At 38.6% G+C, this 25,148-nt stretch carries 22 protein-coding genes and 1 tRNA gene; 19 read left to right on the top strand and 4 right to left on the bottom strand.

From position 1 onward, the window contains the following. Window positions 1–183 precede the first annotated feature (183 nt). From GQR47_RS13495 to GQR47_RS13465, 7 genes are all read left to right on the top strand, one after another. Window positions 184–2,418, top strand: coding sequence for an ABC transporter permease subunit (locus GQR47_RS13495; protein ID WP_024597535.1), 2,235 nt, complete (start codon window positions 184–186; stop codon window positions 2,416–2,418). A gap of 15 nt (window positions 2,419–2,433) precedes the next feature. Beyond that, on the top strand, window positions 2,434–4,083 hold the full coding sequence (pstA, locus tag GQR47_RS13490; protein WP_002957841.1) for a phosphate ABC transporter permease PstA: 1,650 nt from the start codon (window positions 2,434–2,436) through the stop codon (window positions 4,081–4,083). A 27-nt stretch (window positions 4,084–4,110) separates the two neighbouring features. Then, window positions 4,111–4,938: a phosphate ABC transporter ATP-binding protein PstB gene (gene pstB / locus GQR47_RS13485; protein WP_002957840.1), complete on the top strand. Its 828-nt coding sequence runs from the start codon at window positions 4,111–4,113 to the stop codon at window positions 4,936–4,938. 46 nt (window positions 4,939–4,984) lie between these two features. Beyond that, window positions 4,985–5,686 carry a phosphate signaling complex protein PhoU gene (gene phoU / locus GQR47_RS13480; protein WP_007586465.1) on the top strand — a complete coding sequence of 234 codons (702 nt, stop codon included), beginning with the start codon at window positions 4,985–4,987 and terminating at the stop codon, window positions 5,684–5,686. A 150-nt stretch (window positions 5,687–5,836) separates the two neighbouring features. Next, the gene (locus tag GQR47_RS13475; RefSeq protein WP_002957838.1) at window positions 5,837–6,514 is read left to right on the top strand and encodes a TIGR00153 family protein; all 678 of its coding nucleotides are present in this window, start codon (window positions 5,837–5,839) and stop codon (window positions 6,512–6,514) included. Between the two features lie 39 nt (window positions 6,515–6,553). Further along, the gene (locus tag GQR47_RS13470) at window positions 6,554–7,822 is read left to right on the top strand and encodes an inorganic phosphate transporter (RefSeq protein WP_024597536.1); all 1,269 of its coding nucleotides are present in this window, start codon (window positions 6,554–6,556) and stop codon (window positions 7,820–7,822) included. An 82-nt stretch (window positions 7,823–7,904) separates the two neighbouring features. Next, window positions 7,905–8,831, top strand: a complete 927-nt coding sequence (locus GQR47_RS13465) for a hydrogen peroxide-inducible genes activator (protein ID WP_002957836.1) — start codon at window positions 7,905–7,907, stop codon at window positions 8,829–8,831. Window positions 8,832–8,849: 18 nt separating this feature from the next. Here the strand turns inward: GQR47_RS13465 and GQR47_RS13460 are convergent, their stop codons facing one another. Then, window positions 8,850–9,062: a hypothetical protein gene (locus GQR47_RS13460; protein ID WP_002957835.1), complete on the bottom strand. Its 213-nt coding sequence runs from the start codon at window positions 9,060–9,062 to the stop codon at window positions 8,850–8,852. 191 nt (window positions 9,063–9,253) lie between these two features. Further along, complete coding sequence (locus GQR47_RS13455; RefSeq protein ID WP_024597537.1) at window positions 9,254–11,785, bottom strand: GGDEF domain-containing protein; 2,532 nt, start codon at window positions 11,783–11,785, stop codon at window positions 9,254–9,256. A 186-nt stretch (window positions 11,786–11,971) separates the two neighbouring features. Here GQR47_RS13455 and queA point away from each other — a divergent pair, with 186 nt between their 5' ends. From queA to GQR47_RS13420, 7 genes are all read left to right on the top strand, one after another. Further along, window positions 11,972–13,003 carry a tRNA preQ1(34) S-adenosylmethionine ribosyltransferase-isomerase QueA gene (gene queA / locus GQR47_RS13450; protein ID WP_002957832.1) on the top strand — a complete coding sequence of 344 codons (1,032 nt, stop codon included), beginning with the start codon at window positions 11,972–11,974 and terminating at the stop codon, window positions 13,001–13,003. A gap of 183 nt (window positions 13,004–13,186) precedes the next feature. After that, window positions 13,187–14,314, top strand: a complete 1,128-nt coding sequence (tgt, locus tag GQR47_RS13445; RefSeq protein WP_002957831.1) for a tRNA guanosine(34) transglycosylase Tgt — start codon at window positions 13,187–13,189, stop codon at window positions 14,312–14,314. A gap of 25 nt (window positions 14,315–14,339) precedes the next feature. Beyond that, entirely contained in the window at window positions 14,340–14,675 is a 336-nt protein-coding gene (yajC, locus tag GQR47_RS13440; RefSeq protein WP_002957830.1) for a preprotein translocase subunit YajC, read from the top strand. 19 nt (window positions 14,676–14,694) lie between these two features. Next, entirely contained in the window at window positions 14,695–16,554 is a 1,860-nt protein-coding gene (gene secD / locus GQR47_RS13435) for a protein translocase subunit SecD (RefSeq protein ID WP_002957829.1), read from the top strand. 9 nt (window positions 16,555–16,563) lie between these two features. Beyond that, window positions 16,564–17,511, top strand: a complete 948-nt coding sequence (gene secF / locus GQR47_RS13430) for a protein translocase subunit SecF (RefSeq protein WP_002957828.1) — start codon at window positions 16,564–16,566, stop codon at window positions 17,509–17,511. 129 nt (window positions 17,512–17,640) lie between these two features. Then, complete coding sequence (locus GQR47_RS13425) at window positions 17,641–19,428, top strand: bifunctional diguanylate cyclase/phosphodiesterase (RefSeq protein WP_024597538.1); 1,788 nt, start codon at window positions 17,641–17,643, stop codon at window positions 19,426–19,428. 19 nt (window positions 19,429–19,447) lie between these two features. Beyond that, a complete protein-coding gene (locus GQR47_RS13420; protein ID WP_024597539.1) occupies window positions 19,448–20,257 on the top strand; it encodes a transporter substrate-binding domain-containing protein in 810 nt (269 codons plus the stop codon). A 53-nt stretch (window positions 20,258–20,310) separates the two neighbouring features. Here GQR47_RS13420 and suhB read toward each other — a convergent pair whose 3' ends face one another. After that, the gene (gene suhB, locus GQR47_RS13415) at window positions 20,311–21,114 is read right to left on the bottom strand and encodes an inositol-1-monophosphatase (protein WP_002957826.1); all 804 of its coding nucleotides are present in this window, start codon (window positions 21,112–21,114) and stop codon (window positions 20,311–20,313) included. A 243-nt stretch (window positions 21,115–21,357) separates the two neighbouring features. On the opposite strand from suhB, the gene GQR47_RS13410 reads away from it, so the two are divergent. Next, window positions 21,358–21,774 carry a VOC family protein gene (locus GQR47_RS13410; RefSeq protein ID WP_002957825.1) on the top strand — a complete coding sequence of 139 codons (417 nt, stop codon included), beginning with the start codon at window positions 21,358–21,360 and terminating at the stop codon, window positions 21,772–21,774. Between the two features lie 38 nt (window positions 21,775–21,812). Here the strand turns inward: GQR47_RS13410 and GQR47_RS13405 are convergent, their stop codons facing one another. Beyond that, complete coding sequence (locus tag GQR47_RS13405; RefSeq protein WP_024597540.1) at window positions 21,813–22,481, bottom strand: LiaF domain-containing protein; 669 nt, start codon at window positions 22,479–22,481, stop codon at window positions 21,813–21,815. 328 nt (window positions 22,482–22,809) lie between these two features. Between GQR47_RS13405 and GQR47_RS13400 the strand changes: the two genes are divergently transcribed. From GQR47_RS13400 to GQR47_RS13385, 4 genes are all read left to right on the top strand, one after another. After that, window positions 22,810–23,376 (top strand): BON domain-containing protein, encoded by a 567-nt coding sequence (locus tag GQR47_RS13400; RefSeq protein ID WP_024597541.1) that lies wholly within the window; start codon window positions 22,810–22,812, stop codon window positions 23,374–23,376. Between the two features lie 72 nt (window positions 23,377–23,448). After that, window positions 23,449–23,607 carry a YqaE/Pmp3 family membrane protein gene (locus GQR47_RS13395; RefSeq protein WP_002957822.1) on the top strand — a complete coding sequence of 53 codons (159 nt, stop codon included), beginning with the start codon at window positions 23,449–23,451 and terminating at the stop codon, window positions 23,605–23,607. 368 nt (window positions 23,608–23,975) lie between these two features. Further along, entirely contained in the window at window positions 23,976–24,473 is a 498-nt protein-coding gene (locus tag GQR47_RS13390) for a hypothetical protein (RefSeq protein ID WP_024597542.1), read from the top strand. A gap of 252 nt (window positions 24,474–24,725) precedes the next feature. Beyond that, window positions 24,726–24,802 (top strand) — tRNA-Ile (locus GQR47_RS13385). Window positions 24,803–25,148 lie beyond the last annotated feature (346 nt).

Raw genomic sequence — 25,148 nt, 5'->3', positions numbered from 1 at the left:
ATGCTTTGTCCAATTATTTTATAATTTAGTTCACTTAAAAATCATCTATATGAGACTTATTTAGCGATTTTCTTCGCTAGTTTTATTTAAAACCGTTTTAACGTGCTTATTATTACTGCTGTAACATTACTGTCATCTTGATGAAATATAATTTATAGAACGTTAAGATTTAAGGGTGTTTTGATGACTTCAAATCCGAATAAACCGACTTTTAATACGGATCGAAGCCGTCTATTTAAAGATCGGTTTGCCAAATTTGGTATAACCGCAGGTGGGATAATGGTATTGGTAGCACTGCTATTAATATTCTTTTACCTTCTTTATGTAGTACAGCCAATTTTTGAATCAGCAAAAGTAGAAAAACGCGATAGCTTTCAGGTCGCTAATTCGCAGCAAATAGCAGGCCTAGGTGTAGAAGAGCAAACTGAAGTTGCTTATTTACTCAGTCAGCAAGGTCAGGTTGATTTTTACAGTGTGCAAGATGGCAGCTTTGGTAAAAAGCTTAAAACATTAAACGCCGAGCTACCAAGTGATGCAACAAGCTTTGCAACTAGCGCGCCTTTTCAAGGGTATTATGCGTTTGGTTTAAAAGATGGCACTGTAATGGTCGTAGCACCTAAATTTTTGGTCACCTTTCCTAATAATGAGCGTAAATTAACGCCTCGTTTAGACTTTCCTCTTGGGGAAATGGCTTTGGAAGTAGATGAACAAGGCTCAGCTATTAAACGCTTTGCATTTAGCCACTATGAAGACAGAACAGCTGTTGTCGCACTTACAGAAGACAAACGGGTGCTGTTTAGCAGTTTTGTTGCTGAAGAGAATATGTTTACTGGCGAAGTTGAGTGGGTTGTTGAGCGCACAGAGCTAGATGTTGAAGGGCGTGTAGATGAGCTATTAATGTCGCCAGATACAACCCGTACTTTTGTACGTTCTGCTAATCAAGTTTACGTATACGATACACGTGACCCAAGTGATGTAGAGCAAATTCAGCTACTTTCAGCTAACGAAGAAAATGCCAATATTGTATCTGCACAATTACTAGCAGGTGCAAACTCATTAATGCTTGCCAATGATAACGGCGAAGTTTCGCAGTGGTTTGAAGTTAACACTGACACTGGCCGCGAATATGAAAAAATACGTTCATTTGAAACGACTAAGCAAAGTAAATTAAATGTATTTACAGAGTTCTACCGTCGTACTTTTTTTACGACCAGCAGTAACGGTGAGCTTGGGGTGTACTACACAACAAGCGAAGCAAAATTATGGCAAGGTAAAGTAAGTGAAGGCGCAATACAAAACTTTGCAATTTCACCGCGTTCAAATGCTGCATTAATTTTGGCGGATAACAAACTAACAGTATTAGAAATACATAACGAGCATCCAGAAGTCACTTGGTCAGCGCTTTGGCAAGAAGTGTGGTACGAAGGTTACCCAGAGCCAGGTTATATATGGCAGTCAACATCAGCCAGTGATGACTTTGAATCTAAGTTTTCATTAGTGCCAATTTCGTTTGGTACATTAAAAGCAGCCCTTTATGCGATGTTATTTGCAGTGCCTATTGCGCTTTCGGCGGCAATTTACACGGCATACTTTATGTCGAGTAAATTACGTAAGGTAGTTAAGCCTACTGTTGAAATAATGGAAGCATTACCAACCGTTATTTTAGGTTTTTTAGCCGGTCTTTGGTTAGCTCCTTTGATAGAAGAGCACTTACCTGCAATTGTTGGGTTACTCATATTATTACCTTTAGGTATGTTAGCGACAGGTTTAGCTTGGACTAAATTACCAACCAAAATCCGTCATCGAATTCCTGAAGGATCTCATTCAATTATCCTTATTCCGGTCGTTTTACTTATTGGCTGGTTTTCGTTTGCGATGAGTGAATTTGTTGAGCTTTGGATGTTTGACGGCAATGTACGTCAGTACTTAACAAATGAGCTAGGTATGACATTCGATCAACGTAACTCGCTGGTTGTAGGTATTGCGATGGGGTTTGCAGTTATTCCAACTATATTCTCAATTGCAGAAGACGCCGTATTTAGTGTTCCAAAGCATTTATCAAATGGCTCATTAGCATTAGGTGCAACGCAGTGGCAAACACTAATACGTGTTGTATTACTAACAGCAAGCCCTGGTATTTTCTCTGCGGTAATGATGGGACTTGGCCGCGCCGTTGGCGAAACCATGATTGTACTTATGGCAACGGGTAATACACCTATTATGGATTGGAGCATCTTCCAAGGTATGCGTACGCTTGCAGCAAATATTGCAGTTGAAATGCCTGAGTCAGAAGTAGGTAGTTCGCATTACAGAATATTGTTCTTAGCGGCCTTTGTACTATTCATATTCACATTCATTTTTAACACAGTCGCTGAGTTTGTTCGCCAGCAACTGCGTGAAAAATATAGCTCAATGTAAGCGGAGAGACATGACATGGTAAAGCAGTGGTTTAAGTCTGGTTCTCCTTGGATTTGGATGACCGGTGGTGCAGTGAGCATCAGTTTAATTTCAGTTCTAGGCTTATTAGCAATGATAGCCTGGAAAGGATTAAGTTTTTTCTGGCCTTCAGAAGTTGTGCAGTTTGAACTTGAAGGGTCAATTTCAAAACAAACCGTTATTGGCGAAGTTTATGACCGTGAATTAGTACCAAAAACGCGTTTAGCCGCGACAGGTATTGACGTTAGCGGATTTGAAAAAGAAGAAATAGAGCGCTTACTTATTAAAACAGGTAATCGTGAGTATGTAGATTTAGACTTTCGTTGGATATTAGAAACCGACATTAAAAATAAAACAACGCCTGCAACGCTTGCTGTATTTGAGCGTAGTAAAAACGGTAATTTTTATGGTTATGTTGAAAGTGTAATTAAAGATGGTAAACCAGTCGAAGGCGATAAAATTGAAGCTCTACATGAACTTGTAGAGCGTGCCGTGGATTTAAACGACGAAGCACTTGATTTACAAAATGGTGACATTGGGCATATTAACTATGAGCTTGAGCGTCTTCGTTTAAAAGAAAAGGGCTACTTACTAGATAACGCACTCACTGATGAACGTGTTGCTGAGCTTGCTCAAGAGCGTGCTGAATTACGTGCGCAGTATGGTGTACTTGAAAAAGATTTATTTGCACTACGTAAACAAGCTAAACGTGACCACGTAACTGTAAAAGATATGCGCGGTGAAGTAGTTACGATTCCAATGTATCAAGTACTTGATGTTTGGTTTCCAAATGATATGGGCTTTTTTGCAAAGCTAGGGCACTACTTTGTGCAGCTAGGTAAGTTTGTATCTGATGACCCACGTGAAGCAAATACAGAGGGCGGTGTTTTCCCTGCTATATTTGGTACTGTGTTTATGGTTATGCTGATGGCTGTAATAGTGACGCCGTTTGGTGTTGTTGCTGCAATTTACTTACACGAGTATGCCGCTAAAAATGCAGTCACTAAGATGATTCGTATTGCGGTGATTAACTTGGCCGGTGTGCCTTCAATTGTGTACGGTGTGTTTGGCCTCGGCTTTTTTGTATACATGTTAGGTGGTAGCTTAGACCAATTATTTTACCCTGAAGCGGCACCAACGCCAGTATTTGGTACGCCAGGTGTAATGTGGTCGGCGTTAACGCTTGCTATATTAACTTTGCCAGTTGTTATTGTATCGACTGAGGAAGGCTTATCTCGTATTCCAAGTACCGTACGTGACGGTTCACTAGCGCTTGGCGCAACAAAGGTTGAAACGTTATGGCGCATAATTATTCCAATGGCAAGCCCTGCAATTATGACTGGTTTAATACTGGCAGTTGCGCGTGCTGCAGGTGAAGTTGCACCATTAATGTTAGTAGGCGTTGTAAAAATGGCCCCTACATTACCACTTGATGGTAACTTCCCGTATTTTCACTTAGATAGAAAGTTCATGCACTTAGGCTTTCATATATACGATGTTGGCTTCCAAAGCCCTAATGTTGAAGCGGCACGTCCGCTGGTATACGCCACTGCCTTTTTATTGGTGTCGGTGATTATTACCCTAAACATAACGGCCATTGGTATACGTAACCATTTACGTGAAAAATTCAGATCGCTTGAACACTAATTAGTAAAGATTTTATAGGTAACAAAAATGATTACAGTCGCTCCACAAGTAAACCAAGCTAATATTGGTCAAAAGTTAGACCTAGAAAATTTAACGGATGATCAAAAAGCGCTAGAGATTAAAGACCTCGATCTTTACTACGGTGATAAGCAGGCGCTTAATAAAGTTAATATGAACATTCCTAAAGGCCAAGTAACTGCGTTTATCGGGCCGTCTGGGTGTGGTAAATCAACATTACTGCGTTGTATTAATCGCATGAATGATTTGGTTGATATTTGCCGTATTGAAGGTGAAATATTACTCCATGGTCAAAATATTTACGATAAGAGCGTAGATGTAGCAGCACTTCGTCGTAATGTAGGCATGGTGTTTCAGCGCCCTAATCCATTTCCTAAATCAATTTATGAAAATGTAGTTTATGGCCTGCGCTTACAAGGCATTAAAGAGAAACGTAAATTAGATGAAGTAGTAGAGCAATCACTTCGTGGTGCTGCTTTGTGGGATGAAGTAAAAGATAGATTGCACGATAGCGCGTTTGGCTTATCGGGTGGTCAGCAACAACGTTTAGTTATAGCTCGCTCAATTGCAATTGAGCCTGAGGTACTTTTACTTGATGAACCAACATCAGCACTCGACCCTATTTCTACTTTGGTAATCGAAGAGCTAATAAACGATTTAAAAAACAAATTTACCGTTGTTATTGTTACACACAACATGCAACAAGCAGCGCGTGTATCTGATCAAACAGCCTTTATGTATATGGGCGAATTGATTGAATACTCAGACACAAATACCTTATTTACTACACCAACGAAGAAAAAGACTGAAGATTACATTACCGGTCGTTACGGTTAATTAGCCCGTTATAGCGTGTTGTACAAGATTAAGAGAGAAGGTAACTATGGAACATAATATTAATAAGCATATTTCTGGGCGCTTTAACCAAGAACTAGAAAATGTACGTAACCATGTATTGAGTATGGGTGGCTTAGTTGAGCAGCAATTAAATAGCGCGCTTGATGCGGTGAGTCGTAACGATGCTGAGCTTGCTCAAAAGGTACGTCAGAACGATTACAAAGTAAATGCAATGGAAGTCAGCATTGATGAAGAATGTACGCGTATCATTGCTCGTCGTCAGCCTGCAGCAAGTGACTTACGTTTAGTGATTGCAATTGCAAAAACTATTGCAGATTTAGAACGTATTGGCGATGAAGCTGAGCGAATTGCTAAAGTTGCACTAGACTCATTTACTAAAGATCAACAAGACTTGTTAGTAAATATTGAGAATATGGGCCGCCAAGTTCTAAAGATGTTACATGATGTACTAGACGCATTTGCACGTATGGATGTGCAGCGCGCATTTCAAGTACATAAAGAAGATGCAAAAGTTGACCGTGAATATGAAGCTATCACACGTCAAATAATGACTTATATGATGGAAGATCCACGCTCAATCCCTAAAATTATGGACTTAGTTTGGTCTGTTCGTTCATTAGAGCGCATAGGTGATCGCTGTCAAAATATTGCGGAATACATTATTTATTTTGTAAATGGCAAAGATATTCGTCATACATCTCAAGAAGATATAGAAAAATCGCTATAATTTTTTACCTATTTTTCTTTTTTATTAAAGCGGCTTAGTGCCGCTTTGTGCATTGTAAGCCTTAGTGAAGTAATAAAAAGCGTTCACAATCTTGGTTAATACTGTAAAATTCATGCTGCAAAGCATATCAATTTGATTAAAGGGTCAGTTATGCCTACAAACGCGTTTTTAGGAGTATTTGCAAAATCTCCTATCAAACCAATGGAAGAACACATCAAGAAGGTTCATCAAGCAAGTAAAGCCTTGATACCTTTTTTTAATCACGTATTTAAAGAAGAGTGGGTACAAGCTGAAGAGCTTCGCATCACTATTCGCAATTTAGAACGTGAAGCTGATGATATGAAAAGAGATATACGCTTACAATTGCCACGTGGTTTATTCATGCCGGTAGAGCGTACAGATCTTCTCGAATTAGTAACTCAACAAGATAAAATTGCCAATAAAGCAAAAGATATTGCAGGACGAGTGATTGGTCGTGAAATGACCATCCCAAAAGTTATGCAAGCTGATTTCTTAGCTTACTTAACCCGTTGTGTAGATGCGACTAAACAAGCATCTAAAGCAATTAACGAATTAGAAGAATTGCTAGAAACGGGTTTTAAAGGTCGAGAAGTCACCTTAGTAGAAAAAATGTTAGTTGAATTGGATGCCATAGAACAAGACACGGACGAAATGCAGATAAAAGTACGCCGCCAGCTACGTGATGTAGAAGGTGAGTTAAACCCAATTGATGTGATGTTTTTGTACAAAATCATTGAATGGGTTGGCGAGCTTGCAGATATTGCAGAGCGCGTAGGATCACGTCTTGAGCTGATGTTAGCTCGTTAATTTAAAATCAGTTCAAACACGAAAGATTAAGGTTTTACAATGGATATCATTGCATCTTACGGCACGGTATTAATTTTAATTGCCGCAGCAGTCGGCTTTTTTATGGCTTATGGTATTGGCGCGAACGACGTAGCGAACGCCATGGGTACATCTGTAGGTTCAAAAGCGCTAACAATCAAACAAGCTATTTTTATAGCGATGATTTTTGAATTTGCAGGCGCCTATTTAGCAGGTGGTGAGGTTACATCAACAATTCGTAAAGGAATTATTGATGCAGCACCATTTGCAGATATTCCGGAATTAATGGTTCTGGGTATGATTTCGTCTTTATTTGCAGCCGGTGCTTGGTTATTAATGGCCTCGTTCTTAGGTTGGCCTGTATCTACAACTCACTCAATCATTGGTGCAATCATTGGTTTTGCGTTAGTTGCAGTAGGTACTGAGGCGATTCAATGGGATAAAGTAGGTGGTATCGTAGGTAGTTGGATTATAACACCTGCCATATCAGGCTTTATTGCATACTTAATATTCATGAGTGCACAAAAACTTATTTTTAATACAGATGCACCACTAAAAAATGCTAAACGTTATGTCCCTCTTTATATGGGCTTAGCAGGTTTTATCATGGCATTGGTTACAATTAAAAAGGGCTTAAAGCACGTTGGTATAGACCTAGGCTCAGCTGAAGGCTATGCACTGTCAGTCGGTGTTGCAATAGTTGTTGCTGTGATTGGTAAAATTGCCATATCTCGCTTAAATATTGATCCAAAAGCAGATAAACAAATGCAGTTCAACAATGTTGAAAAAGTATTTGCTGTTCTTATGGTACTTACAGCATGTTGTATGGCATTTGCACATGGTTCTAATGATGTTGCTAATGCAATTGGTCCACTAGCAGCTGTTGTAAACATTGTTGAAAACAATGGTGAAATTGCTAAAAAAGCAGCTATTGCTTGGTGGATTCTACCTCTAGGTGGTTTTGGTATTGTTGCTGGTCTTGCTATTTTAGGCAAAAAAGTAATCAAAACAATTGGTGAAGGTATTACACATTTAACACCTAGCCGTGGTTTTGCTGCTGAACTAGCTGCTGCTTCTACCGTTGTTATTGCCTCAGGTACTGGTATGCCAATCTCTACTACTCAAACCTTAGTGGGTGCGGTATTAGGTGTAGGTATGGCACGTGGAATTGGCGCGCTTAACATGGGTGTTATCAGAAACATTGTAGTTTCTTGGGTAATTACATTGCCAGTTGGCGCTGCCCTTGCTATTGTTATTTTCTACGTACTAAGAACCGCATTTGGGGTTTAATAAAAAAGTACTCAAAGACTTTTAGCTTGAAAAGATCTCAATGCCCTAGGTGTTGGGGTCTTTTTATTTGTGGAAAGAAAAAATGACTAACCTTCCAAGTATTAAACAACTACAGTATTTATTAGCTGTTCATCAACATCAGCACTTTGGCAGAGCCGCTAGTGCCTGCTTTATAGGACAATCTACTTTAAGTAGCGCTATTCAAAATCTTGAAGAAACACTAGGCTGTCAGCTAATTGAGCGTGAAAATCGCAGCCTGATGTTTACCAGTATTGGTGAAGAAGTTGTTGAGCGTTCTCGTAAAATAATTAACGATACAATTAGTTTAAAAGAGCTTACAAAAAGCTTTTTAACACCACTAAGTGGTAAGCTGACTGTGGGTGTTATACCTACAATTGCAAGCTTTATAGCGGCTCCGCTTTATCATTTTTGTAAAGAAACCTTTTGTGATTTAGAGCTGGTATTAATTGAAGATACGAGTGACAAGCTACTGGATAAACTTGAACATGGGCATATTGATTTAGCGCTACTTGCACTGCCGTACGAAACAGATAAATTTCATACACAAGTATTGGCAAAAGATCAGTTTAGTTTAGTGCACCATAAGGATTACAGCGCTGCAAAGGGCGTAGTCGACTTTAATCTATTACCAGAGGCTAGCGTATTCTTATTAGAGCGCGAGCACTGCATGACGGGCCATGCGCTTAGTGCATGTCACTTAAACCGTGCCAGTTGTATTAACCCATTTGAAGCTGCAAGCTTACATACTCTATTAAGCATGGTTGAGCATCAGCTCGGGGTGACTTTTTTACCACAGATGGCGATTAATGCGGGTATTTTAGATAATAAAAATATGGTGGCTACACCATCACAAAGTGATGCATATAGAGATATTGGTATCTTGTGGCGTAAAACTACGGGCCGAATTCGAGACTTTAGGCTATTTAGTCAACAGCTTGAGGTGTTTTTAAAGCGTCAATGTAGTTTAGATTTTTCTAAAGCAGAATAATAAGTGAACTAAAGCAGCCTACAAAGGCTGCTTTTGATTTTGAAGATGGCTTTCAAAAGGCTCAAGTTCAGGTAAAAATAATAAATAAATCCATACCACCAAGTTAAAGTAAGGCACACAGCCTAATACAGTAAAAACCTTAACTGGGTAGCCTTTAATATTCGCGTAGCGGTAACACTGATACGCGATTGCAAAATGTATAATCAGTAATAACATAACTAGTTGTGTCATACCTTCTTCCTTAAAAGCTTAAATAGCTTTGAAACCCACTATAAATATCGGTACTACGCCGCCAAAAGGTAATGTCATGTTTTTAAAGTGAAATACATAAAAAGGCACGACATTTTTTATTTGATGCTGAAAGTATAGGCAAGAAAGGTAATATTGGTAGTAATAAAATGATTAAAATTGTTTAATTTTGTTTATTTTGGGCTAGCTTGTTGTTGGTAAAACGTTTTATTTTTAGAAATTTTTTCGAGTTCATCTTTTACTTTTTCAACAGGTATTGGACGTGCAATAAAGTAGCCTTGCCCATAATCAACACCAATTTCTTTTAGTGCAAAAAATATCTCTTCGTTTTCAACGTACTCAGCTACAGAGCGCTTATCGAGAGACCGACTAATATCATTTATTGCTTTTACTAACGCTAAATCTATAGGGTCATTGAGCATATCACTTACAAATGAGCCGTCAATTTTCACATGCTGTGCTGGTAGCTGTTTTAAATAATTAAATGTACTAAATCCAGTTCCAAAATCATCGATAGAAAAATGACAGCCTAAGCTATTAAGCTTCTCAATCATTTTACGAGTGGCCTTTAGGTTATTGATACTCGCAGATTCAGTTATTTCAAAAATTATCCGCGAAGCAGGCACGTTATACTTTTCAAGGTTTGATTCAATTAATGGCAATAAGCGTTCATCTAAGAACGATTGTGCTGACAAATTAATAGCAACTTGGTTTAACTCTGGGTGCTTAGATACACAAGCAATAGCATTACGTATAACGCATTGATCCATCAAAAATGTGTCGTTAAGCATTTCTAAAGAGGGAATAAACTGATTTGGGTATACGAGTTCACCTTTTAGTTTTAAGCGTAAAAGCGCTTCAAAATAAGCAACTTTACACTCTTTAAAATCCCAAATAGGTTGGTAATGTAGTTCAATATTATCTTGCTGTAGTGCTTGGCGAATTTCGTGGCCCCATTCAAGCCCTGTTTGTAGTGTATTGTTTTGAGCATCTTCTTTTGAATAGCAATGTACTAAGTTACGCCCTAGGTTTTTGGCAATATACAAAGCAATATCGGCTTGTTTTAAACACTCATTAGGGTCGTTATTTTGTGTCGTGATTTGAGTTAAACCAATAGAGCAGCTAATAGTGTATATCTGATCTTCTGATTTAAAAGCATGTTTTTCTATCGCACTACACACACCTTCTGCAATAAGGTGTGCATCCAGTAAATTCATATTGGTAAGTATGACTGCAAATTCATCCCCACCAATTCTGCATACCAGGTGATCGTCGCCAATATTTGCTTTAAATAATTGCGCCACTTCTTTTAAAACTATATCGCCCTGATGATGGCCTTTACTGTCGTTTATTATTTTAAAGTGATCGAGGTCAATATAAATAACAGCATGCTCTATGCCATCATAGGTGTATTTATCTTGGCATATTTTATTAAGCTGTTGATCAAAATAATAACGATTATGTAAACCAGTTAATGGGTCATGGTGTGCTAAATGACGTAGTTGAATCTCAGCTTGCTTTCGTTCGTGTATATTGTCGATAGTTGCGGTTATAGTCGCGTTGTTACGACTATTTTTTATTAGCTGCAATCTGCATTCAACCCAAATTAAATTGCCATTTTTGTGGGTTAACTTTACTTCTATTTGTTGCTGTTGCTCGCCACCATGTAAAATATCGTTAATAGTGTAGTCAAGCCTTCCTTTATCTTCGTTATTACAATAAGCGCTTAATGGGTTTTGTAGTGATGATTTAACACCAAAACCGCTTAATGTTTCCCATGCGGGGTTAATAAAACGAATATTACCTTGCTGATCGAGCTCTAAAACAACTGTATTTAAGTGCAATAAAATACGCTGATGAGCTGAAAATAACTCTTTGTAACGCACTTCGCTCACGCTTAATTGTTCTACTTTGTAAGCAAATTCAGCATAACTCACCATAAAATCTTCACGTCGTGCGGCGTGGTCACACACTTTGTTTAAAAATGAAGGATCGTAAGGGGCTCTAATAAAGTCGGTAACACCCGAAAGCAAAAGCTGCTCAGCGTAATCGGCATCGTCACTTTCTATAATTGTAACAATAGCTTGTTTAGAATTGTGCTGGAGGATTTCTTCAACGAGTACACTCGAGCTCTCTGCACTTGATGTAGTGGCATCGAGTAGCACAATTGAAAACTGCTGTTGGTTATAAGCGTTAAGTGCCGCTTTAGCTGAAGTTACGTGAGTGATAGCAAAGTTTAACTTTAACTGTTCACTTATTTTGTCTGCCGTATTTTGAAGTGGCTCTAATAATAATAAGTTTAGCCGGCTACTTTTTTCTAAGTGAGTAGATAAAACATTCGCAAGTACTTGAGGGAGCATATCTTTGTGCTCAAACGGTAGTACAGCATCTATCCCATAGCTTCGGGCTGTTGTTTCGGCAATCCGCTCACAGTAAATTGGCGGAATAAGTAAGATTGGTGTGTTTTTTGGTGTTTTTAATAATCCTGAGCGGATCATCCTAGAAAAGCGCCAGCCATCAATTTTACCAACATTAATGCCCGTTATTATAATATCAACAGGGTGTTGTTTTAAAAGCTTTAAAGCTTGTTGGCTGTCTTGGGCATCAATAAAGGTAAATACATTTAAGCTATCTAAAGTGCCCTTAATCGCGCGACGTTCAGCACTACTTGCGTTTAATATTAGCAATTTAAGCTGGTTTGGCACGAGTTGAACACCCCTAATATAACTTATAATAATTTAGCCGAATAAGAATAGTGACATTTAACCATAAGAACAAGAGAATTTAATGGCAAACACGCAAACAGACATTATAAGTTTGGCTGATTTCTTGAGCTTAATATCCGATACATATACACTTGGCGCGATTTTAAATGATGTGGATTACTAATTATGCGCGTGGCTGACTTTAGCTTTGACTTACCTGATGAATTAATAGCTCGTTTTCCTAAAGCGGACAGAACCAGCAGCCGTCTACTCACTTTAGATGGCCCAAGCGGAACTTTAGAACATAAAGTGTTTAGCGATATACTTGATTTAGTAAACGAAGGCGATTTATTGGTCTTTAACAATACACGCGTTATTCCAGCACGTATGTTTGGTCAAAAAGCTTCAGGCGGAAAAGTTGAAGTACTTGTAGAGCGGGTATTAGATGAGCATCGCGTACTTGCGCATGTACGGGCAAGTAAGTCGCTTAAGGTCGGTAACGAAGTTATTTTAGAAGGCAAAGCCAAGGCAATAATGGTTGCACGCCACGATACTTTATTTGAGCTTGAGTTCGATCATAGCCAAAACGTGTTAGATATACTTAATGATATTGGCCATATGCCACTGCCTCCTTATATTGACCGACCTGATACCGATGCTGACCGTGAGCGTTATCAAACTGTTTATGGTGAAAAACCAGGTGCAGTTGCAGCACCAACTGCAGGTCTACATTTTGACGATAAGTTAATGACAGCACTCAAAGATAAAGGCGTAAATATGGCTTTTGTTACGCTACACGTTGGCGCTGGTACTTTTCAGCCGGTACGAGTTGATAGTGTTGATGAGCATGTAATGCACTCAGAATACATAGAAGTACCTGATGACGTAGTTGCAGCTGTTGCGCAAACTAAAGCAAATGGTGGGCGTGTAATTGCGGTAGGCACAACTTCAGTTCGCTCATTAGAGTCGGCTGCTAAAGTTCACGGCGGCAAGTTAGATACGTATTTTGGTGATACCGATATATTTATTTTTCCTGGTTATCAATTTAATGTTGTTGATGCCATGGTCACAAATTTTCACTTACCAGAATCAACGCTTATAATGTTAGTCAGCGCATTTAGCGGCCAAGACAATATTATGGGCGCTTACAATACTGCAATAGAGCAGCAGTACCGCTTTTTTAGTTATGGCGACGCGATGTTTTTAACACGTAAGTAACAAAATATTGTTTAATACTCAGTCGAATATATTAAAACCCCCAGCTTAGTTGCTGGGGTTTTTGTTTGCGGCAATTGGCAAAACTGAATTTATCGCAGCTAATAGTATTAGTGAGGCAAAAAGGGTAGAATCAGGCGGTTAAATTATAGCTTGTTGGACTGTTTTTCCGACATTGAGGATGATATGAAATTTGAATTAGATTGTACTGACGGAAAAGCGCGCCGCGGCCGCTTAATTTTTGACCGTGGTGTAATAGAAACACCTGCTTTTATGCCTGTTGGTACTTACGGTACTGTAAAAGGTATGACGCCAGATGAAGTTAAAGCCACTGGTGCGCAAATATGTTTAGGTAATACCTTTCATTTAATGCTTCGCCCAGGTACTGAGATCATTAAACAACATGGTGATTTACACGACTTTATGAATTGGGACTTCCCAATTTTAACTGACTCAGGCGGTTTTCAAGTATTTAGCTTAGGCGCAATGCGCAAAATCACTGAAGAAGGCGTTTTATTTCAATCTCCAGTAAATGGTGATGAAATTATGATGTCGCCTGAAAAGTCGATGGAAGTACAGCGCGACTTAGGCTCAGACATCGTTATGATTTTTGACGAGTGTACGCCATACCCAGCAACTGAAAAAGAAGCTAAAGATTCTATGGAGTTATCTCTTCGTTGGGCTAAGCGTTCAAAAGAAGGGCATGGCGATAATCCATCTGCTTTATTTGGTATTATCCAAGGTGGTATGTACCCAGAATTACGTGCACAATCACAAGCTGGCCTTGAAGAAATTGGTTTTGACGGTTATGCATTAGGTGGCCTATCAGTAGGTGAGCCTAAAAACGAAATGATGAATATCCTTGATCATTGTGCGTTTAAAATGCCAGAAGACAAGCCTCGTTACCTTATGGGTGTAGGCAAGCCAGAAGACTTAGTTGAGTCGGTTCGCCGTGGTATTGATATGTTTGACTGTGTTATGCCAACACGTAATGCGCGTAACGGCCATTTATTTATTACCACGGGTGTAGTAAAAATACGTAACGCAGTGCATAAAACAGATACAGGGCCACTTGACCCTGAGTGTGATTGCCATACGTGTAAAAACTATTCACGAGCTTATTTGCATCACCTTGATAAATGTAACGAAATTTTAGGTGCGCGACTAAACACAATTCATAACTTACGTTACTATCAACGTGTTATGGAAGGTTTACGTAATGCAATTAGCGAAGGTAAATTAGAAGAATTTGTACAAGATTTTTATGCTCGCCGAGGCCAAGATGTGCCAGAGTTAGCAGATATAAAAAATTAAACTTTAAAATTAAAGAGGAAGTATCATGAGTTTATTTATTTCAAATGCACACGCAGCAGCTGGTCAACCTGCGGCAGGCGGTGGTTGGGAAATGCTAATAATGTTAGCTATTTTCGGTTTGGTTTTTTACTTTTTAATCTACCGCCCACAAGCTAAGCGCGTTAAAGAGCACAAAAGCTTAATGAGTATGATGGCTAAAGGTGATGAAGTACTTACCCAAGGCGGTTTAGTGGGTAAAATTGTGAAAATTTCTGAAGAGAAAGATTTCATCGTTATCTCTTTAAACGAGCAAGCAGAAGTTACAGTACAAAAATCTGCAGTATCTGCAGTATTGCCAAAAGGCACAATGAAGTCGCTATAAAAATAATAAGGACGACCCCGTGTTAAACAAGTTTCCAGTTTGGAAGTATTTACTTGTTTTAGCTGTGGTAGCCATTGGCCTTTTATATGCCTCTCCAAACTTGTATGGTCGTGATCCGGCCATACAAGTTTCAGGTGCTAAAGGCGCTGATGTCGATCTCAGTGTTGTAGACAAAGTAAACGCAATCCTTAAAACAAATAATGTAACCGCTAAATCGACAATACTTGAAGATGGACAAATTTTAGTTCGTTTAAAAAATGTTGAAGAGCAACTTAAAGCGCATGACTTACTACGTGATTCGCTGAGCGATGATTACATTTCTGCTATTAATATGGCACCTGCTCAACCAGCTTGGTTAAAAGCGGTTGGTGGTAACCCTATGAAGCTAGGTCTTGATTTAAGTGGTGGCGTACATTTCACCATGGAAATCGACATGGCAACAGCGGTTGATAACCAGCTTGAGCAAATGGAACAAGATTTTCGCAGTGACCTGCGCGAAGAAAAACTACGTTATCGTAGTGTTCGCCGCGTAGCAGGCTCCGATCGTATGCGTGTAGAAATGCGTACTGAAGAAGACAAAAATGCAGCAGAGAGCTTCTTAGAAACTCGCTACCCGCTAAATGTCTACATTGATGACAGCAGTAACGATAAAGCATTTTTTGCGACAATGAGTGAGCAAAAACTCAAAGAAATTCGTGACTACGCTATCAAGCAAAATGAAACGATTATTCGTAACCGTATCAACCAAATTGGTGTTGCAGAACCTAACGTACAACGCCAAGGCGCTGAGCGTATTATTGTTCAACTACCTGGTATTCAAGACACAGCACGCGCTAAAGAAATTTTAGGCGCAACAGCAACACTTGAATTTCGTGAAGTAGACGAAAACGCTGATATTAGCGCTGCTGCTCAAGGTCGTATCCCTGCGGGTACTGAAATGATCATGAGCCGCGACGGTTACCCTGTTGTACTTAAAAAGCGTATTATTTTAGAGGGCAGCCATATTACGGGCGCGCAATCTGGCGCTGATGAATACCAACGTCCGCAAGTAAGTATTACGTTAGATAGCAAAGGTGGGGCAAAAATGAATGCCTTTACCAAGCGTGCTATTGGTAAGCGTATGGCAACGGTATTTATTGAGTACAAGCCATCAGGTAAAAAAGATGCAGACGGTAAAGCGCTTCCGCCTATTAAGGTTGAAGAAGTTATTAACGTAGCAACGATTCAAGCCCGTCTTGATCGCTCGTTCCGTATTACCGGCATTGATAACCCAGCAGAAGCACATAACTTAAGCTTACTACTTCGTGCTGGTGCACTTGTAGCGCCAATTCAAATTGTTGAAGAGCGCACAGTAGGTCCAAGCTTAGGACAAGAAAATATTGAAGCGGGTATGACTGCGGTTGCACTTGGCTTTGCGTTTGTACTTGTGTTTATGCTTGTGTACTACAAAGGTTTTGGTATGGTTGCAAACCTTGCGCTTGCGGCTAACTTAGTACTAATTGTAGGTGTTATGTCTTTAATTCCGGGCGCTACACTTACGCTACCAGGTATTGCCGGTATTGTATTAACGGTAGGTATGGCGGTTGATGCTAACGTACTTATTTTTGAACGTATTCGTGAAGAGCTGGCCGATGGCCGTAGCCCTCAACAAGCGATTCATTTTGGTTACGATAGCGCATTTAGCACTATATTTGATGCCAACATCACGACACTAATTGCTGCCATTATACTGTTTGCAGTGGGCACTGGTCCGATTGCGGGCTTTGCAGTGACACTTGCGATTGGTATTTTAACTTCAATGTTTACAGCCATCGTTGGTACCCGTGCGGTAATCAACTTATTTGTTGGTGGTAAACGCATTGATAAACTTTCGATTTAAGGAGCAGACATGCAAATTTTAAGTTTGGGTAGTAGAACCCTTCGTTTCATGTCTCTTCGAAAAGTGGCTATGGGTTTCTCGACGTTACTAATTTTAGCGTCGTTTGCATCAATTTTTATCAAAGGCCTAAACTTTGGTTTAGATTTTACCGGCGGTACTGCGGTAGAAGTGGGTTTTTCACAACCGGCTGACCTTAAAAAAGTACGTGATGCACTAGCTGATAATGGTTTTGCTGATGCATCAGTGCAGCTATTTGGTTCAAGCCAAGAAATTTTAGTTCGCTTAGCACCACGCGGTAGCGATGTAAAAGCTGAAGTAATTGGTAACCAAGTAATCGATGCACTTAAAAAAGCAGACGACAGCGTAGTAATGCGCCGTATTGAATTTGTAGGCCCAAGTGTAGGTGAAGACTTAAAAGAGCAGGGTGGCCTTGCCATGTTAACTGCGCTTATTTGTATCTTAATCTACGTTGCGTTTCGTTTTGAATGGCGCTTTGCAGTAGGTGCGGTAGGTGCACTACTACACGATGTTATCATTACTGTGGGTTTATTTTCGGTATTAGGTTTAGAGTTTGATTTAACTATATTAGCGGCAATTCTTGCGGTAATTGGTTATTCACTCAATGATACGATTGTTGTATCAGACCGTATACGTGAAAACTTCCGTAAGGTACGCATTGACGATACGATAGAAATTATTGATATTTCACTTACGCAAACACTTAACCGTACACTTGTAACATCAATCACGACTATTTTAGTATTGATTGCCTTGTTTGCATGGGGCGGACAAACCATTCATGGTTTTGCAACTGCATTACTGTTTGGTGTGTTTATTGGTACTTATTCTTCGATTTATGTTGCAAGCTCTGTTGCTATAGCAATGGGCGTAAGCAAAGAAGATTTAATACCTGAAGTAATTGAAAAAGAAGGCGCAGACCAAGACGCTATGCCGTAACTAGGTTTGTACTTAATAAAAACCGCTCTTATGAGCGGTTTTTTTATGAGCGCATTTTTTTGCGCAATAAAAATGTCATACACACTTGGTACTTTATTGCTCCAATCAAAATAGTTGTAAGGCAAATACGTGACGATTCAGCGCAAAGTATTAGAGTACATTTTAAAAAGCGGTGAAATAACAACGCTGTTTCAGCCTATTTTTGATATTAGTAATCAAGTTATTTTAGGTTACGAAGCACTTAGTCGAGGACCTAAAAATAGCCCGTTAGAAATGCCTAATACGTTATTTAAAGTTGCCCATGAGGAATGTTTAATTTCGGAGCTTGAATTACTATGTCGCTCTAAAGCGATTGAAAACTTTGTAAGGCTTAACCTACAAGGTAAATTATTTTTAAATGTAAGCCCTAAAACACTACTAGACCCTTGCCACCCTAAAGGGGAAACATTGCACCTAATAGAGCAATTTGGCTTAGCTGCTAACCGTGTAGTTATAGAGGTTACTGAGCAAGAAAAAGTAGATGATGGCTTCTTGTTATTAAAAACGATAGCCCATTACCGAGAGCTCGGTTTTACTATAGCAATAGATGATTTAGGCGCTGGGTATTCAGGGTTAAAGCAATGGTCTGAACTATGCCCTGATTTTGTAAAAATTGACCGCTATTTTATTGATCATTGTGATGAAAGCGAAGTTAAAAAAGAGTTTTTGAAATCTATTACTATTTTGGCCAGAGCTACTAATACTCAGGTTATTGCTGAAGGCATCGAGCGTCCAGAAGAGCTTACATTTGTAGAAAACTTAGGCATTAGTAATGTACAAGGGTTTTTACTCGAAAAGCCAAGCATAAAGCCAAGTGAAGATTTCAGCTCAGAGCAACTAAAAGCTCTTTCATTTACGCAATCAAACACATTGTTTGATCAATCTATGGCTATAGGTCGCTTATCGATTACGCAACTTGCAATAAGCAGCGACACTCGCTGTAAAGATGCGCATAAGCTCTTTGAGCAAGATAAATCACTCATAAGCATTGCAGTGTTAAATACTGAAAACCAGCCAGTAGGGTTACTTCACAGAGATCAATTAACAGAAGTTTTTGCAGCGCCCTATGGGCATGCTCTTTACGATAAACGCCCCGTTACTGCACTGATGGATAAGCAGCCCTTAGTCGTTGACGAAAACCAATTACTCGATACCGTAAGTAAGCAAATAACTGAGCAGGACTTTGATATACGCCGCCATATAGTGATAACCAGAGAAAACGCTTATTTAGGGTTAGCGCCGCTTCGCGATATTTTAAAACACATAACCGAAGAAAAAATACGCCATGCACAACACGCTAATCCACTGACTATGCTCCCTGGTAATGTGGCAATTAATGAAGCTATAGAGCAGCGATTAAAAGGTAGTAATCCGTTTTCACTCGCATATATAGACTTAAATCATTTTAAGCAATTTAATGACTTATACGGCTACGCTAGCGGCGACAGTGTAATTAAACTATTAGCTGATGTAACAGTGCAAGCGTGTAAAAATAGTGCTAACTTTGTAGGACATATAGGTGGCGATGACTTTATGGTAGTGTTTGATCAGCACAACGCGGTTGATATATGTAATATCATTATTGAGCAATTTCAACTCCAGTCTCGTATATTTTTTACACCTGAGCACATAAAGAGCGAAGGGTATTGGGCCACAAATCGTGAAGGAGAAAAGCAATTTGTGCCTCTACTAACGTTATCAATTGGCTTAGTTGAGCCTGATTTACAACAATGTAAAAACAGTCACCAAGTTGCAGCACTCGCAACTGATGCTAAAAAAGAAGCCAAACGTTATCGCCATAGTTATTTGTTTATTTGCAAACGTAAAGGGCCTGCTCCCGCAGTGGTGCGCCTAGCAAGCAATAAGCAGGTAATTTAAATAAAAATAGGTAATTATTATGTTGCCAATAAAAATCTCGACCAGTGTACTTGGTCTGCTTGCAAGTTTTGCACTTATGGCGCAAGAGCAAATAATTAATGTAGCCCAAAAGCAAGATACTCAAAACGCACGAGAAGAGTACTCAAGTGAGCTACTGGTACGTGCACTTGAGAGTGTTAACTATCCTGGAGTTATTAGGATGACTCCCATACCAGATCAGCAAAAACGTAAGCTCATAAACCTAAATGATAACGAACTAGATATGTATTGGAGTATGAGTAGTCCAGAGCGAGAGGCACTTGCTTTAGCTATTAAAATACCACTATTTAAAGGTTACATAGGAAAGCGGGCTTTACTCACTAATAAACAAAACGTAGCACGCTTTAAAGACGTAAAAATCCTAGAGCAGCTAGGAGAGTTTTCAGCAGTGCAGGGTCACAACTGGCCAGATACAAGAATAATGTCCTATAACGGCTTACGTGTAAGGCCGCTTACCAATTACCAAGCCATGTTCACTTTAACGAGCCGTGGGCGGATAGATTACTTTCCTCGCTCGTTTATTGAGGTTAATTCTGAGCTTATTGAAAACAAACAAAGTAACTTAGTCGTTGTGCCTAATTTATATATAAGCTACCCAACGGGTATTTATTATTTTGTGACTAAGAGTAAACCCGAATTGGCAAAGGCTGTAGAGGAGGGCTTAATATTAATGCAGACAAACGGCGAGTTTGATGCATTATTTAATGAATACTTCGCAAAGGATTTAAATACACTACCTTATACAAAAGGTAAAACGATAGAGATTAAACTCGATAACCCTTATTTTTAGGCACAAAAAAAGGAGCCTAGGCTCCTTTTTAGTATGCTATTCATAGCATTTAATTAGCGAAGTAACGACTCAGTTAATACTGGACGAATTTCGCGAATAATTGCTTGAGTCAGTTTTGGTGAACCACAGATAATATTGCCGCTGTGGTTATAGTTATTACCACCGGCGAAATCTACAACCATACCGCCCGCTTCTTTAACCATAAGTTCGCCTGCAGCAGAGTTCCAAGGTTTTAAACCAATTTCAAAAAATCCATCAACACGGCCAGCTGCAACGTATGCCATATCTAAAGCAGAACAACCTGCACGGCGAATATCAGCAGTGTGTACAAATAATGCTTTAAACGCTTCAGTGTATGCATCCATGTGGTTTTTGTTTTTGAACGGGAAACCAGTAGCAAGTACAGTGCCTGCAAGAACCGTAGTTTTGCTAACGCGTAGACGTTTACTGTTTAACTGAGTGCCTTGACCGCGAGATGCAGTGAAAAGCTCACCACGAATTGGATCATAAATAACAGCTTGGTCTAAACGACCTTTAACTTTAAGTGCGATAGAAACCGCGTAATGAGGGATACCTTTGATGAAGTTAGTTGTTCCATCGATAGGATCTACAATCCATTGGTAATCATCATCCTTGCCTTTATGCTCACCTAGTTCTTCACCAACAATTGAGTGAGTAGGGTAAGACTGTAAAATAGTGTCACGAATTACGGCTTCGGCTTCTTTATCAATGTTAGTTACTAAGTCGTTAGCGCCTTTTTGTTGCACTTCAACTTTTGATAAATCTTCACTTGCGCGAAGTAAAATTTTGCCTGCGTTGCGCGCAGCGCGAACCGCAATGTTTAACATTGGATGCATGGTATTACCTTTGGGTTGTAAAAGAACGTTTATATATTTCAGCCGGCGTATTTTAGCGACTTTTGCCATAAAGTAAACAATAAACCCCAAATACTTGTGTTTGTTTTTTATACAAGATTGAAAAGTTTATATATTTTTAAAAAATAATTATCTGCATTTAAATAAATTAAATTTAAATAACACTTTACCTAAAGTTAACTTGAGGTTTTATCGTGCTCCTAACTTAACTGATAGGATAACATTATGTATTTAGAGCACGTAAACTTAGTCGCGAGTGATATAGATAGTATGCTTACATTTTATCGCGCTGTATTTCCACATTGGTCGATTAGAAGTGAGGGCAGAGGCGATTGGCATGGAAAACCAAGACGCTGGGTACACTTTGGAGATGACACGCATTACATTGCGATAAGCAGTCATGGTGAAGGTGAAAACAGAAACTTATCGGGCCATCAAATTGGTTTTGCACACTTTGCTTATGTAACTAATAATTTAAGCGCAGTAGTAATGCGCTTAAATAAAGCGGGTTTTACTCTAAGCAAGCAAGGTAGCGAGAATCCTTTCAGAAAGAATGTCTACTTTATTGATCCTGCAGGGTTTGAAGTTGAGTTTGTAGAGTATTTAAGTGATATACCAAGCGAGCGAAATAACGATTTATAATAAAATACTAAGCAGCACGCTAAAGTGCTGCTACTCAATTATAGTGAGCGGTTATTATTACCCGTGCCAAACTGGGTTTTTAGCTCATTTGCAAAGCTCATAAATTTTTCTTTAATTGTGCGCTTTATTTTCACTTCAACCGAGCCCATTACTGCCTTTCCTTCAATATGAATTGTAGGGCCTTGGCGTTTGTTGAGCGACACAGATTTATTTTCAAGGCTACTTAAAATACAAAACATTTTAGACACTACATTGACATGCTCTGGTACGTAAATTTCATCGCTACCAAAAATACAGTTAACGTGAATAGTTACATTTTGATGCGCAAAAATAGCATCGGTAAAATCAAGCACCACCGATCCCATAAAGTTACTCAAATATATATTTTTTGGTACAACCCACTGACCACTTCGCTCGTTAGATCCTAAAATACTGCGTAATGTAAAATCATCATCACTGTTTTGCTGTGCACTATAATGTGGTGTAAATTGCGATTGTTTTTCTGCTTTATATTGCTGATCGGTATTAAGTGTTAAGTCTTCTACTAAGGCTAGCAGTGCTTCGTTATTAGGTGCATCCATCGCATTATCTAAACGTCTTTCAAATGCATCAACAGAAATAACACCATGACTGTAATTATAAATTAATTGATCAATCACTTGTTCGCGTACTTGCTCTATTGGGCGGTCTTCAACTTTTACAGACATGAGTTATTCCTTCTTATATTTACTATTGATACTGCTATTGTAGTTAGATTGCAAACCGCGTACCAAATATAATTTCATTAATAATCAATTGGTTATTATTTAACGGTGTTTTTTGTTTTGTTATATTAACGATAGATTAACCAAAAGAGCAATTATCTAGCTATTTTCACTATTTGAGAAAGTTTTACCGAGTAGCCTGTAAATAGTTACACAAACATAGATAAGGTTTAATCTCTTAATTAATTCAAATCGTTGAATTTAAAGGGTAAATAAAGTTGGCCTGAAGCTCGCATTAGTTAAAGTGTCTTTAATCAAAAGGAGAAAGATTATGAAAACATTTAACAAATCTATTATCGCAGCTCTAGTTCTTGGTACTACGGCTATGGGTGCCCAAGCAAACAGCTGGGAAAACGAAAGTAAAGATGCTTGGATTGATGGTAAGGCAGAAACCGTTCTACTTATGAACACTAATCTAAACAACTTTGACATTAACACTGATGTAAAAAATGGCAAGGTAGTACTTACAGGTAAAGTTAATAGCGAACTTGATAAAGAGCTTGCAGAAGAACTTGTACTTAGCCTCGATGGTGTAACTGATGTTGATAACAGCCTTACAGTTGTTAAAAGCATGGACACCGAAGATAAAAGCAACGACATGATGGACGATGATGATAACGACCTAACGGACGCTAAAATCACCACTGTAATCACAACTCGCTTCCTGTTTGACTCAGAAGTAGGTGGTACAGACATTGATGTTGATACCGACAACGGTGTGGTAACTCTGAATGGCTCTGTAGAGTCTGAAGCTGAAAAGCAACTAGCAGTTAAAATTGCTAAAAATGCTGAAGATGTTCGCGACGTAGTTGATAAACTAGCTATTGTTGCTGAATAATACAGTATAGTTAAGGCCCAGTAATGCTGGGCTTTAAGTCTTTTCAATGTTTAATTTAAATGGAGTTTGATCATGGATATTATTCGTATAATACTTTCGGTTTTATTACCGCCATTAGGTGTGTTTTTGCAAGTTGGCTTAGGTATGCATTTTTGGTTAAATATTCTATTAACACTGCTAGGTTATTTCCCAGGGTTAATACATGCAATCTACATTATTGCGAAAAAATAATGTAGATTATATATTGTGTAAGCCGACTACTGAGGTCTAGCTAAATACTTTAGTACCGATCGGCTCACAATATTAGTTTTTAGATGGTTTTTAGGTTAAATCCAATTTTTAAAGCTCTTTAACCCATTAATTCACTTCCTTAACTCACTCCCAATATTATTTTAAAACTATACTTATTGTTTACTAATAAGCTTTCCAGCTAACAGTCGCGCTCAGATTCTGACTTGATGCCATTTAGGAAATCTTCAACATTAGTGTGTTTATACATCTACAATATACAATCAAATACCTTATTATTTAGTGACAATATTTCCTTCACTTCTAGTGTTATCATTAAACTAGGTTTTTAGGCATATTGAGGTAGTTAATTGAATATTCGACTTATAATGTCAGGCGTTGTGTCATTCGTTTTTTATTTTAGTTGGGCCTACTGGGCAAATAGCGCGGCAGACATTGCTAAATCGGTCACTCTTCAAGCTGCATTAGTGCAAGGTTTGTATAGTGGATTTGTAACGCTGTTTTTTACCTTTATTTTAGAAAGGGTCGTCAACAAGTATAAGTTTAGTTATGTAACGCTTGCGTTCGTAACTCCAATTATTTGTATGTTTCATTCTAAAACACCACAAAACGTAGCAATACGACAAAGTTTTAATAATGCAATTAACTCTAGCGCCTCGTATTTAAGTAATAAAAAAATAGCAGGCGTACTTTTTGCGCCTATTGTTCCGATTACTGTCCAATCGAGCTTAGTGATTATGGTAAATGTAGTTAATCAGACACCTAATTTGGCACTGGCAGTAGCCCCAAGCATATTTTTTACAGCCTTGTATGCCTACTCGTATATGTTAGCTTTGCTTAAAAAGTAGAGGGTTAAATATGAAAGACTATATGGGATAGGTTTTGTTTATAATTTAATGCAGTGAATAGCACGGTAAATACCTTACATTTTATGTTTATGCCACTTAAAAGATTACTATTTAAGCAGTTAGCTTGTTGATTGTTAAAATAAAGGTTTTTGGTAGTGACAAGCACCTAAAAAGTTTTTATACTGCAACCCGCTTTAGTCGCTCTGTGACTGAACGCTTCAAAAATTAACTGCCTAGCAGTTATATAAAGTTGGCCCCTTAGCTCAGTTGGTTAGAGCACACGACTCATAATCGTTAGGTCCCCAGTTCGAGTCTGGGAGGGGCCACCACTTTTACTAATTTCCCAAGTAAATATCTATCCAAATTATTTAAAGCTACATTAATTTAATATTGTGTAATTTTTATTCTTTAGTTACCCCTAAGAATAAACGTAATCTAAATAAAGTTAATCCATAGATTAAGCTAAGCTTTCTTAAATTTGGAATAGTGCGAATGCACTATTAAATTCCAGCGTTAGATCAGATGCTTTGTTTTATAAGTGACAGTGATCAGCATTTAATGTCAGAAGACAAAAAAGCCCCTATTGGCTGTCTCTTATACACAAATCCCTGCTAAGAAATTAGCGGGGATTTTTTTGAACTAAATCTCAATGTCATGATCAGATCTTCAAATCTT

It is taken from the genome of Pseudoalteromonas sp. Z1A2 (genome assembly GCF_011378755.1).
Classification (GTDB): Bacteria; Pseudomonadota; Gammaproteobacteria; order Enterobacterales; family Alteromonadaceae; genus Pseudoalteromonas; species Pseudoalteromonas distincta.
Note: the sequence above shows the minus strand (reverse complement) of the source record. Positions and strands in the feature narration are given on the sequence as shown.

Bases quoted from the DNA above. Each gene is read 5' to 3' on its own strand.
- GQR47_RS13495 (WP_024597535.1), top strand. From the start codon at position 184: ATGACTTCAAATCCGAATAAACCGACTTTTAATACGGATCGAAGCCGT.
- pstA (WP_002957841.1), top strand. From the start codon at position 2,434: ATGGTAAAGCAGTGGTTTAAGTCTGGTTCTCCTTGGATTTGGATGACC.
- pstB (WP_002957840.1), top strand. From the start codon at position 4,111: ATGATTACAGTCGCTCCACAAGTAAACCAAGCTAATATTGGTCAAAAG.
- phoU (WP_007586465.1), top strand. From the start codon at position 4,985: ATGGAACATAATATTAATAAGCATATTTCTGGGCGCTTTAACCAAGAA.
- GQR47_RS13475 (WP_002957838.1), top strand. From the start codon at position 5,837: ATGCCTACAAACGCGTTTTTAGGAGTATTTGCAAAATCTCCTATCAAA.
- GQR47_RS13470 (WP_024597536.1), top strand. From the start codon at position 6,554: ATGGATATCATTGCATCTTACGGCACGGTATTAATTTTAATTGCCGCA.
- GQR47_RS13465 (WP_002957836.1), top strand. From the start codon at position 7,905: ATGACTAACCTTCCAAGTATTAAACAACTACAGTATTTATTAGCTGTT.
- GQR47_RS13460 (WP_002957835.1), bottom strand. From the start codon at position 9,062: ATGACACAACTAGTTATGTTATTACTGATTATACATTTTGCAATCGCG.
- queA (WP_002957832.1), top strand. From the start codon at position 11,972: ATGCGCGTGGCTGACTTTAGCTTTGACTTACCTGATGAATTAATAGCT.
- tgt (WP_002957831.1), top strand. From the start codon at position 13,187: ATGAAATTTGAATTAGATTGTACTGACGGAAAAGCGCGCCGCGGCCGC.
- yajC (WP_002957830.1), top strand. From the start codon at position 14,340: ATGAGTTTATTTATTTCAAATGCACACGCAGCAGCTGGTCAACCTGCG.
- secF (WP_002957828.1), top strand. From the start codon at position 16,564: ATGCAAATTTTAAGTTTGGGTAGTAGAACCCTTCGTTTCATGTCTCTT.
- GQR47_RS13420 (WP_024597539.1), top strand. From the start codon at position 19,448: ATGTTGCCAATAAAAATCTCGACCAGTGTACTTGGTCTGCTTGCAAGT.
- suhB (WP_002957826.1), bottom strand. From the start codon at position 21,114: ATGCATCCAATGTTAAACATTGCGGTTCGCGCTGCGCGCAACGCAGGC.
- GQR47_RS13410 (WP_002957825.1), top strand. From the start codon at position 21,358: ATGTATTTAGAGCACGTAAACTTAGTCGCGAGTGATATAGATAGTATG.
- GQR47_RS13405 (WP_024597540.1), bottom strand. From the start codon at position 22,481: ATGTCTGTAAAAGTTGAAGACCGCCCAATAGAGCAAGTACGCGAACAA.
- GQR47_RS13400 (WP_024597541.1), top strand. From the start codon at position 22,810: ATGAAAACATTTAACAAATCTATTATCGCAGCTCTAGTTCTTGGTACT.
- GQR47_RS13395 (WP_002957822.1), top strand. From the start codon at position 23,449: ATGGATATTATTCGTATAATACTTTCGGTTTTATTACCGCCATTAGGT.